The 8,793-nt window shown below is 49.9% G+C and carries 7 protein-coding genes; 1 reads left to right on the plus strand and 6 read right to left on the minus strand.

Features of this window, described 5'->3' with window-relative positions:
* Nucleotides 1–242: 242 nt before the first annotated feature.
* Nucleotides 243–587, plus strand: a complete 345-nt coding sequence (locus E0D98_RS18745; RefSeq protein ID WP_000202798.1) for a YejG family protein — start codon at nucleotides 243–245, stop codon at nucleotides 585–587.
* Between the two features lie 3 nt (nucleotides 588–590).
* Here E0D98_RS18745 and yejF read toward each other — a convergent pair whose 3' ends face one another.
* The 6 genes from yejF to mepS all read right to left on the minus strand — a co-directional run bounded on the left by yejF (nucleotide 591) and on the right by mepS (nucleotide 8,501).
* Entirely contained in the window at nucleotides 591–2,180 is a 1,590-nt protein-coding gene (gene yejF, locus E0D98_RS18750) for a microcin C ABC transporter ATP-binding protein YejF (RefSeq protein WP_000194940.1), read from the minus strand.
* Nucleotide 2,181: 1 nt separating this feature from the next.
* Nucleotides 2,182–3,207, minus strand: a complete 1,026-nt coding sequence (locus E0D98_RS18755; RefSeq protein WP_000088916.1) for an ABC transporter permease — start codon at nucleotides 3,205–3,207, stop codon at nucleotides 2,182–2,184.
* The gene (locus E0D98_RS18760) at nucleotides 3,207–4,301 is read right to left on the minus strand and encodes a microcin C ABC transporter permease YejB (RefSeq protein WP_000501584.1); all 1,095 of its coding nucleotides are present in this window, start codon (nucleotides 4,299–4,301) and stop codon (nucleotides 3,207–3,209) included. Before E0D98_RS18760 ends, E0D98_RS18755 begins: the two co-directional genes overlap by 1 nt.
* Nucleotides 4,302–6,116 carry an extracellular solute-binding protein gene (locus E0D98_RS18765; RefSeq protein ID WP_001298777.1) on the minus strand — a complete coding sequence of 605 codons (1,815 nt, stop codon included), beginning with the start codon at nucleotides 6,114–6,116 and terminating at the stop codon, nucleotides 4,302–4,304. It abuts the gene before it with no gap.
* A gap of 81 nt (nucleotides 6,117–6,197) precedes the next feature.
* Nucleotides 6,198–7,754 (minus strand): cyclic di-GMP phosphodiesterase, encoded by a 1,557-nt coding sequence (locus E0D98_RS18770; protein WP_000470594.1) that lies wholly within the window; start codon nucleotides 7,752–7,754, stop codon nucleotides 6,198–6,200.
* A 180-nt stretch (nucleotides 7,755–7,934) separates the two neighbouring features.
* Entirely contained in the window at nucleotides 7,935–8,501 is a 567-nt protein-coding gene (mepS, locus tag E0D98_RS18775) for a bifunctional murein DD-endopeptidase/murein LD-carboxypeptidase (RefSeq protein ID WP_000241011.1), read from the minus strand.
* Between the last annotated feature and the right edge of the window lie 292 nt (nucleotides 8,502–8,793).

Genomic DNA, 8,793 nt, shown 5'->3' on the forward strand with positions numbered 1-8,793 from the left:
GTAAAATAAACTTATGTAAAAAGTCACATCATTGTAGTTAAAAAGGTTGAGTTACATCGCAGAAACGGGTACATATAGCCCCGCAAACGTGACCACGCCCGCAGATATTACTTAAATCAGAGCCATAGAGGCCACGCAGGCGAGGCATCAATCTTTACGATCTGTATAAAGACGGATTGTTGATGATGTGTTAAAATTGATGTAAACAAATTGTGAAGTGAATGTGCTTCCGGGGAAAATAAGTGACTTCATTACAACTCTCAATCGTCCATCGACTGCCGCAGAACTATCGCTGGTCTGCTGGTTTCGCAGGTTCGAAGGTTGAACCGATTCCGCAAAATGGACCGTGCGGTGACAACAGCCTGGTGGCGCTTAAATTGCTTAGCCCGGATGGTGATAATGCATGGTCGGTGATGTATAAACTAAGCCAGGCGTTAAGCGACATCGAAGTTCCATGTTCGGTGCTGGAGTGTGAAGGTGAGCCGTGCCTGTTTGTAAATCGCCAGGACGAGTTTGCTGCAACATGCCGATTGAAAAATTTTGGTGTGGCAATTGCCGAACCCTTTTCAAACTACAATCCTTTTTAAGCGTCAGCTCAACGCCAGTAGCTGACGCGTATACTCCTGCTGCGGTGTGGCAAACACGCGCGCGCACGGTCCTTGTTCCACTACTTCCCCTTGTCGCAGTACGATAACCTGATGACATAACGCGCGGACAACGTGCAAATCGTGGCTGATAAACAAATAGGCCAGTTGATGCTTTTGTTGCAATGATTTCAATAGCGTCAATATTTGCGCCTGTACCGTTTTGTCGAGTGATGATGTCGGTTCATCAAGTATGATCAGCGAGGGCTTAAGAATTAATGCCCTGGCAATCGCAATACGTTGTCGCTGACCACCAGAGAACTCCGCCGGATAACGGTGGCGTGTTTCAGGATCTAATCCCACTTCATGCATCACGGCTATCACTTGTTGTTCGCGTTGTGCGGCAGAAAGCGTCGGCTGGTGAACCCGTAAGCCTTCCTCAATAATCTGCAAAACGTTGAGTCGTGGGTTGAGCGAGGAGTTTGGATCCTGAAATACCACCTGAATGCGATGACGAATAGGTAACAGCTGGCGGCGATTTAAATTTTGCAGTGGCTGACCGTCAAAGATGATGCTGCCCTGAGAATTAATCAGTCGCAGCAGCGCCAGTCCCGTCGTACTTTTCCCGGAACCGGACTCGCCCACTAAACCCAGTGTTTCACCCGCTCGTAGCGTAAAACTGATGTTTTTCACCACCACATTATGATCCACAATGCGCTTCAAAATCCCTTTGCGAATGGGGAAGGCAACCTGAAGCTGTTCAACATCCAGCAACGTTGAGGCAGGTTCTGGCAACGGCACTGGATCGCCTGACGGTTCACTGTTGAGTAGCTTTTGTGTGTAAGGATGAGTGGGTGATGCAAATAGCGTAGCGGCGTAATTTTGCTCGACACAGCGACCGTTTTGCATTACCGCCACGCGGTGGGCCAGTTTTCTGACAATGCTGAGGTTATGAGTAATAAACAGCATGCCCATATTCAGCTCGCCTTGCAGTTCGCGCAACAGCTGTAAAATCTGCGCCTGGACAGAGACGTCCAGTGCGGTGGTCGGTTCATCGGCAATTAATAATTCCGGTCGCGTTAACAGCGCCATCGCAATCATCACCCGCTGGCGTTCGCCGCCGGAGAGCTGATGCGGATAATCTGTCAGCCGTTTTGCCGCCTGGCGGATACCAACGCGATCAAGGCAGTTAAGAATTTCGCCACGAGCCGCTTCCCGACGCATCCCGCGGTGGAGTGAAAGCACTTCATAAAGCTGTTTTTCCAGGGTATGCAATGGATTTAACGACACCATCGGTTCCTGAAAAATCATGGCGATCTTATTACCGCGTACACCGCGCAACGTTTGATCGCTGACATGAAGCAGCGATTCGCCATGAAAACGAATATCGCCGGAGAGATATTCAACCGGCGGGGAAGGGAGCAGGCGTAAAATTGACAGCGCGGTAACGCTTTTGCCTGAACCTGACTCACCCACCAGCGCCAGCGTTTCGCCAGCCTCAATCTGTAGTGAAACATCATTGACTACTGTACGTACGGTTTGCTGATGGCGAAAACCCACCGACAAATTTTCAATCGCTAACAGAGTTTGCGTCATGCTACACCGCCTTATTAGGATCAAATGCGTCGCGGACGGCTTCACCAATAAAGATCAGCAAAGACAATAATATCGCCACCGACAAGAAGGCGGTGATCCCAAGCCACGGGGCCTGAAGGTTATTTTTCCCTTGTAACAGCAGTTCACCGAGTGACGGTGAACCGAGCGGTAGACCGAAGCCGAGGAAATCGAGCGAGGTCAGGGTGGTTATCGAACTACATAAAATAAACGGTAAAAAGGTGAGGGTCGCGACCATGGCATTAGGCAACATATGACGCAGGATGATACTGCGATCGCTGACGCCAAGCGCCTGTGCCGCACGAATGTAGTCGAAATTACGAGTACGTAAAAACTCCGCCCGCACCACGCCGACCAGACTCATCCAGCCAAACAAGACAGTAATTGCCAGCAGCCACCAGAAGTTAGGCTGTACGACGCTGGAAAGTAAAATAATCAAAAACAGCGTCGGCATCCCCGACCATACTTCAATAAAGCGTTGTCCCCAGAGATCGACTTTACCGCCGTAATAGCCTTGTAGCGCCCCCGCCAGCACGCCCATCACGCTGGAACAGAGAGTCAGCATCAGGCCAAACAGAACCGAGATCCGCGTGCCATAGAGAATGCGTGCCAGCACATCGCCGCCGTTGGCATCCGTTCCCAGCCAGTTTTGCCGGGAGGGTGGAGAAGGGAAGGGCTTATCGGTAGCAAAGTTGATACTGGTAGCACCAAAGCGAATCGGTGCCCACAGTACCCAGCCGTTATTTTCCAGCCGTTGTTTCAGCCACGGGTCCTGATAATCAGCCTGACTTGCCAGCGGGCCGCCAAAATCGCTTTCGCTGTAGTTTTTCAACAACGGGAAATACCAACTGCCGTCATAACGTACCAGCAACGGTTTATCGTTGGCGATAAGTTCAGAACACAAACTCAAACCAAACAAAACGAGGAAAATCCATAACGACCAGTAGCCGCGACGGTTATGGCGAAAACGCGCCCAACGGGCCTGATTGACGGGGCTGAGTCGCGACATTAACGTCCCTCAAAATCTATACGCGGATCGACCAGCGTATAGCTGATATCACTGACAATATTCAGCAGCAGGCCAATCAGGGTGAAAATATACAAGGTACCAAACATTACAGGATAATCGCGCGAGACGGTCGCTTCGTAGCCCAGTAAGCCAAGGCCATTGAGTGAAAACATCACTTCAATCAGCAGCGAGCCGGTAAAAAACATGCTGATAAACGTCGCCGGAAAACCGGCAATCACCAGCAGCATGGCGTTGCGGAACACATGTTTCCAGAGAATATTTTTTTCACTTACCCCTTTCGCACGCGCGGTCACCACGTATTGCTTGCGCACTTCATCAAGGAATGAGTTTTTGGTCAGCATGGTCAGCGCCGCAAAGCCACCAATCACTGTCGCCAGCACCGGCAGCGTGATATGCCACAGATAATCGGTGATTTGCTGATACCACGGCAGCGAATCAAAGTTAGCGGAAACCAGGCCGCGTAGAGGGAACAGGTCGAAATAGCTGCCGCCCGCGAAGAAGACAATCAGCAGGATGGCAAACAAAAAGGCCGGAATGGCGTAGCCGATGATGATAAATGCGCTACTCCAGACGTCAAAGCGGCTCCCATTATAAACAGCTTTGCGAATGCCTAACGGAATCGACACCAGATAGATAATCAGCGTGCTCCACAATCCGAGGGTGATGGAAACCGGCAGACTGTCTTTAATCAGCGTCAGCACCGAGGCGCTGCGAAAAAGGCTATCACCAAAATCAAAGCGGATGTAGTCCCAGAGCATTTTGAAGTAACGTTCGTGGATCGGCTTATCGAAACCGTAGCGATGAGTGATCTCGGCGATCACTTCTGGATCTAATCCGCGTCCGCCACGGTAATTACTGTCGCTGATATTGCCGACGCCCGTTTGCGCATGGCTGGCGCGAATACCTTCACCGCCTGCGCCGGGTAATACTCCGGCATTACCAAACTCAATGGCGGCGATGGCCTGGTCGACCGGACCGCCAGGCGCAATTTGCACGATGAAAAAGTTGATAGTGATAATCGCCCATAACGTTGGGATCACCAGCAACAGACGGCGAATCAGATAAGCGCCCATCTACTCTCCCTGTTGTCTGGCTGACGGCAGTTTGGCCGCTTTATTAACGTCATACCACCAGGTATCGATACCCAGGCTGTAAACAGGGCGTACAGCGGGTTGGGAGAATTTATCCCACCAGGCGAGACGGTCTTCCGCCATGTACCACATTGGCAGCATGTAATAATTCCACGTTAATACGCGATCCAGTGCTCGCCCTAACGGCAGTAATTTTTCTTTATTTCCCTGCGCGGCAATAATTTGATTGATCAGCGAGTCGATAACCGGACTTTGCACGCCGGGGGCATTATAAGTGGAATTGATATATTCCGATGACCAGGAAATCTGTAAATCGGAACTGGGCCACGGCATCGCCCGCCATACGCGCGGCATCATGTCATAGTCGCGACTGCGCATGCGGTTGGTGATTTGCGAGTTATCCACCTTGCGAATGTCCATGTTGATACCCAGCCGTTGCAGGCTGTGCTGGAACGGCAATACCCACTGACTATTGCTGCTTGCGGGAAGCAATAATTCAAAGCTGAGTGGCTGACCCGTTGTGGCATTAACGCGTTGCTGACCCTTCAGCACCCAGCCCGCTTCGTTGAGAAGTTTGTCGGCTTTTAACAGGTTGTCACGATCGTAGCCATCGCCTTTAGATACCGGCGGCTGGTAGATTTGTGTGAAGACTTCTGACGGTAGATCTTTTTTCATTGGTGCCAGAAGCACCAGCTCCGCGGCGTCGGGGTAATTTCTGGCCGCGTATTCGGTATTCTGAAAATAACTGTTCGTGCGACTCCAGGCATTGTAAAACAACGCCTTGTTCATCCATTCAAAGTCAAAGGCGAGAGTGATTGCTTCCCGCACCCGGCGATCGCTGAATACTGGACGTTGGATATTAAACGCCAGCCAGCGCGTATCCTGGGCTGATTCGTTCTTTTGCTCATCTTTGATGATGTATTTTTTATCGAAATTTTTACCGGTATAACGCGTGGCCCAGTTTTTGGCGTCGTTTTCCATACGCAAATCAAAGGCACCTGCTTTAAACGCTTCAAAGGCGACATTATCATCGAGGTAATAATCGTAGCGAATGGTGTCGAAATTCCAGCGTCCGCGGTTTACCGGTAAGTTTGCTGCCCAGTAATCTTTCACGCGGGAATAGACAATATTTTGCCCCATTTTCCAGGACGTAATGCGGTACGGACCACTGGCAAGCGGAGGCGTGGCGAGCGGGTCGCTAAGTTTGTGATCCTTCCAGTACTTTTCTGGAAATACCGGCAGCGAAAACAGACTCAACATATCTTCTTTGCCGGGTTTAGCTAACTCAATGCGCACGGTTAACGGCGCAATGGCTTTGACGGTGGTGCCTTTGTAGACCAGACGAAATTGCGGCACGCCTTCGGTCATAAATTTTTGAAAAGTAAACTCTACATCGCGGGCAGTAATGGGCGAACCATCATGAAAACGGGCGCGCGGATTAATAGCGACCTCCACCCAGGAATAATCGTCAGCATAGCGTGCGCTTTCAGCAATCAGCGGGTAATAACTGCCTGGTTCGTCATCGGAAGTCGTAAATAGCGTGTCGTACAGCTGCTCGGTGCGTGCGCCCGGGTTGCCGCGCAGTGCATAGCGGTTGAAATTATCGAAGGTACCGAGGGCTGACAACGTTATCTGCCCACCTTTTGGCGCGGCGGGGTTCACATAATCAAAATGGTTGAAATTAAACGCGTACCGGGGTTCGCCCAGCACGGCAAAGGCATAGCTTTCCTTGATAGCCTGCGCCTGCGCACCAAAGGTGAACAGAGCGATAAACAGCAGCAGTATGCGCACAATCATCTGCAACGGATTTCCTTTTACTCATCATTAGCCGCAATCCGGCATGCTTTCACTATGAATAATAAGGGACGTAAGCACACCTTACCACTGCGGCGTATACGGTTTCTTCAGCCAGCGAACAAAATCGTCCAGCGGTAACGGGCGACTAATCCAGTAGCCTTGCATGAAATTAACGCCGCGTTCGCTTAGCCATCGCGCTTGTTCCGGCGTTTCGACCCCTTCAGCAACCGTCAGCATATTGAGGCGTTTCGCCAGCGTCAGCACCGCGTCAAGTACGGGTGAAGTGATCGTTTCCGTACCGATGGCGTTGATAAATCCACGGTCAATTTTCAGATAATCGAGCGTAAAACGCTCAAGATAGATAAGCGCGCTGTGCCCGGTGCCGAAGTCATCAATAGCAATTTCTACGCCTACCGAGTGCAGCCAGGCGAAGAGTTGTGTGGCTTCTTGCTCTTTCAGCATATCGCGCTCGGTAATTTCCAGCACAATCTGGAAATGGTGTGCGGGTAGGGAAGTGAGCAGTTTCTGGATATCTGCTTTAAAGCTTTCGCTGTGCAGATGGTCCGGCGCAATGTTAATGCCAAATTTGACGCCTACCGGCAGCACTTTTTCTAATTCTGCGGCATCGCGGGCAATTAACTCAAACAGATGCTGAGTCAGCGGCACAATCATCTTTTGCGATTCGGCAAAGTTAATGAAGGCATCCGGGGGAATTTCTCCCGCGACAGGATGCCGCCAGCGTAGCAGTACTTCCAGGCCCGTTACTCGCAAAGCTTGTGTATCCACCACCGGTTGATACGCCACGTAAAATTGTTCGCGCTTGATGGCGGTCATGATTTCTCTGCCGGGGCGCATACGTACGCTCATCAGGTAATAGCAGAGCAGGCCAACGACAGTTCCACTCATGCCGCCCAGTAAAAATGCGTACCACACATCGTTCCATGTCCAGTCATCTGCATAAAGCCGAACGGTCAGAGGAATGCCCGCAATTTTAGTTTCACGGACTGGCATGTCGGTTAATTCGTTAACGTTCATCAAACGTGAAGAAAAGGTAGATAGCGCAGTATTGCCAATAATGAGGGCGACGCCATCGTAATCTTCCTGCCGTGAACTATAAAAGAGTGAAGGCGTCAGGTTGAGATTCAGAGCGGCAAAGACGCCGCTATTTTTCAGCAAAGGGTTGCGATACCAGATGACGATTGCGGGTTTGTTCGGCACCATCGGCGTGCCGGGTAAGATCGCCATATCGACATTTTTATTAATGTCGAGCGCCGGAATCAATTCATTGAGTGGAATGTCCATCTCACCGGTCGCAGATGAACAGAATGTTTTTTTATCTTTCACCAGCACAAACGTACGGACATTCATGCTAAACGCCGCGCGGGCGGTCAGTTCGGGGTTAGCCTGCTGGCAGGTATCTAAGGTCAGCGGCTGGAGCCGGTCAGTAGTGGATTTCAGGTCGGCAAAATAGGTATCGAGATACTTTTGTACGTCGGTAATCAGTGTGTCGTATTTGACTTCGTGCTTATGCCAGGCCACTAAAAACTGAAGGCAACTCACCAGTATCGCAATCATCACGCCTGCAACAATGCAGGTAAGCAGGAGCTTACGTCCAGAATTGGGAGCGCGTATGAACATGATTCCGTTAATTTCCTGAAATTACGACAACATTTAAAAGATAACAATGACCGGACTATAGCCTGGATCAAGACGCGGAAACATCATTTTCTCTGATGAATGAAAACAAAAAAGCACTGCCTAAGCAGTGCTTTCAGTTAACTCGTCAGGATAGCCAAGGGATTGCATCCAAACGGTTTATTAGCTGCGGCTGAGAACCCGGCGTGCTTCGTTGTAACGCTTCTTCCAGTACGGTTCATTCATGCTGGAAATAATAACACCACTGCTGGTGGAAGCATGGACAAACTGATTGTTGCCGATATAAATACCGACATGGCGTCCCGTTGAACCGGCACGGAACAGAACTAAATCACCCGTACGCAAATTACTGCGGGAAACAGATTTACCCATTTCCTGCTGTTCGTAAGTCGAACGCGGAAGTTCTAAGCCAAATTGCTCACGGAATGTACGCTGTACGAAACCAGAACAATCGATACCTTTTTTAGTGCTGCCGCCCAGACGATAACGTACGCCTTTCCAGTCAGCATACTGATCCATAATTCGCGATTTTACGTCGACATTACGAACCAGGTTTTCAAATTCATCCTGAGAAGCTTGCAGTGATGATGTTTCACTACCCACTGCACGTGTCTCAGGATGCATATTCTTTGCGGTGTTATTTGCACTACATGCAGAAAGCAGAACCGCTACTGCAATCGCGGGAATCCCGCGCAAGATATATCTCAAAATCGGTTGAGATTTGACCATGTTGTTTGTTTTCCCTTGAAGTCCTTAACGACAAATATCGTTATAAAAAAATGCCAAGCGACACGAGACTAATTACCTGGGCATGTTGAAACAATTCCTTAAGGCCAAATCTGTGGACTAACGCACAAAATTATATGCTGTGAGGATAATCTACCGCCGAGGCAAAACGAGTTCGAGATTACCCGATTGGTGCGGTCTTGGCGAGCGGTTTTACATGATTTTTTATAAGAAAAAGTGATACAGAAAGTTAATAAGCGGGATTGGTCAATTAAAGTACGATTGAGTGAAACGC

Origin of the sequence: Escherichia sp. KCJ4928 (assembly GCF_004352695.1) — a bacterium.
GTDB lineage: Bacteria > Pseudomonadota > Gammaproteobacteria > Enterobacterales > Enterobacteriaceae > ECMA0423.

What these genes read in the sequence shown, in the direction of transcription:
- yejF (WP_000194940.1), bottom strand. Translation starts at nt 2,180, where the DNA reads ATGACGCAAACTCTGTTAGCGATTGAAAATTTGTCGGTGGGTTTTCGC.
- E0D98_RS18755 (WP_000088916.1), bottom strand. Translation starts at nt 3,207, where the DNA reads ATGTCGCGACTCAGCCCCGTCAATCAGGCCCGTTGGGCGCGTTTTCGC.
- E0D98_RS18760 (WP_000501584.1), bottom strand. Translation starts at nt 4,301, where the DNA reads ATGGGCGCTTATCTGATTCGCCGTCTGTTGCTGGTGATCCCAACGTTA.
- E0D98_RS18765 (WP_001298777.1), bottom strand. Translation starts at nt 6,116, where the DNA reads ATGATTGTGCGCATACTGCTGCTGTTTATCGCTCTGTTCACCTTTGGT.
- E0D98_RS18770 (WP_000470594.1), bottom strand. Translation starts at nt 7,754, where the DNA reads ATGTTCATACGCGCTCCCAATTCTGGACGTAAGCTCCTGCTTACCTGC.
- mepS (WP_000241011.1), bottom strand. Translation starts at nt 8,501, where the DNA reads ATGGTCAAATCTCAACCGATTTTGAGATATATCTTGCGCGGGATTCCC.